This window comes from Secundilactobacillus malefermentans DSM 5705 = KCTC 3548 (assembly GCF_001436395.1).
In the GTDB taxonomy this organism is placed as follows: Bacteria; Bacillota; Bacilli; order Lactobacillales; family Lactobacillaceae; genus Secundilactobacillus; species Secundilactobacillus malefermentans.
In genome coordinates this window covers 1-1499 of the sequence record NZ_AZGJ01000104.1, presented here as the reverse complement: position 1 = coordinate 1499, position 1499 = coordinate 1, and the positions used below count along the sequence as shown (strand labels likewise).

General features: G+C 38.4%; 1 protein-coding gene. It reads left to right on the top strand.

Going from position 1 to position 1499, the window contains the following annotated elements; translation table 11 throughout:
- A partial coding sequence (locus FD44_RS09875) for a bifunctional diguanylate cyclase/phosphodiesterase (protein WP_235809392.1) occupies nt 1-1473 on the top strand: 1473 nt, incomplete at its 5' end.
- Nucleotides 1474-1499 lie beyond the last annotated feature (26 nt).

The window sequence follows — 1499 nt, the reverse complement described above, 5'->3', positions numbered from 1 at the left end:
CTCAGGAATCAGCTTACATCCACAATGCTTATTGTCGTTCTGATACTGTGTATTATTTGGCGGTACAGACATTATATTGAGGCAAGATTTCCACTTCGCCTAATCGTCTGTTTTATTATTGCTGTTGATTTTTGGGTTACATTACCAATTCATTCAGCAAGTATGACGATGACGCCTAGTGTTTCCATTGAAGCCATTTTGATGTCTTTCTTAATGAAATTATCAACAGACCGACAACAAAATTTGTGGGCTCGAAATCGACGAGTTGCTTATATGGCTAATTATGATAAGTTAACGAATGCCAAAAACTATACTGCCTATCAAAAAGAAATCTTCAATTACTTTGGTGTTGCGCGAACAAGTCGACGTCCCTTAGTCATTGCGATGTTGGACATTGATCATTTCAAACTAGTTAATGATCGGTATGGGCATTTAGCGGGTAACCAAATTCTTTCGGGAGTAGCCGAAAAATTAAAGAATACTTTAGCGCAATATAGCGACTCCTATGAGCTTTATCGGACTGGAGGGGAAGAATTTACACTTGTTTTTCCAGATACGACGATGAGTGAAGCCTATCAAGTTATTACCAACTGTTGGCGTGCAGTCAGAGAGTTATCCGTCCATTATGGCAAGAATGATATAAAGATCACCATTTCTATCGGTGCGACTGAAATGGTAGCGGCAGATCAACTACCCAATGATGTCTATCAGCGAGCGGATGACTCATTATATGTTAACAAAGAGCATGGGCGTGATGCCGTTACTATCGACGGTCAGACCCAACAGCTGCTAGATGAATCTGAGCACGAAAAGTACGCTTATTTCATTAAAGGAATTTACGATTTAAAGGGTGATGATCAGCGGAGAAACGCAAATGATTTAGTCTTGCAACGATATGAACAGAAAACCCAAACTTGGGTTAACCCAGGAGAAGCTCATGTTTCTATCGAAAAACGAATTGATTTGTTACGTGATGCTGTAGTCAATAGTCGAAATCAGTTTATTGTCATTTCGTTATCAATTGCGAGTTTTCTAAATAAAGATTTAGCGGACGAGATCATCGGTTTCTTTAAAGGACCAAACGGACCAGAACAAATTTACATTGAGTTAAAGCAAGTTCCTGCCATGGATTTGTTAGTAAAGATGGCTGATTATTATCATCAAAATGGCGTTTTTGTTATTATTAGTCAAATTGGCAAGATTCGCCATTATGAGAAAGTTCATGCGATTCTTAAGTATATCGATGGGATAAAGTTAACAATTAATGATGAAGACGAAAATCAAGATATTCCTGGACAGGTCCGTCAAGATGTTAAGTTTTGGGGCGGTGTAACGGAAAGATCAGGGATTACCTTTGTTGTTGATGGAATCACAAATGATCGAATGCTAGGGTGGCTGAAAAAGCAAGATTATGTCGACTATGTCGAAGGGGATTATCTTAGTAAGTTAGAATTACCATTACTGAATTCCTAAATTAAAAAAGTGGCTGGGACAAAAGT